Consider the following 231-nt stretch of genomic DNA (forward strand, 5'->3'; position numbering starts at 1 on the left):
ATGGAAAAACTTCCGGACATTGAATTTCATACCAGTTACAATCAGGTAACGAATCTTTTCCAGCACGAAAACGGTGTATTCGGGAAAGCGACCAAATACGATGTGATCAATGGAATGTATGATTTCACTCTTTCTGCTTCCATCCCTGTATACATGGGAGGAAGAATTAAAAACACGGAGAAAAAAGCAGCCATAGACACTGAAATCTCTACTTTAAAGACCCATTTGGAT

At 39.0% G+C, this 231-nt stretch carries 1 pseudogene; it reads left to right on the forward strand.

The annotated features are described in order from the left end of the window. Nucleotides 1-231, forward strand: a pseudogene (locus tag SCA31_RS25765) (TolC family protein); the annotation flags it as partial.

The organism is Chryseobacterium sp. SIMBA_028, assembly GCF_046535285.1.
Taxonomy (GTDB): Bacteria; Bacteroidota; Bacteroidia; order Flavobacteriales; family Weeksellaceae; genus Chryseobacterium.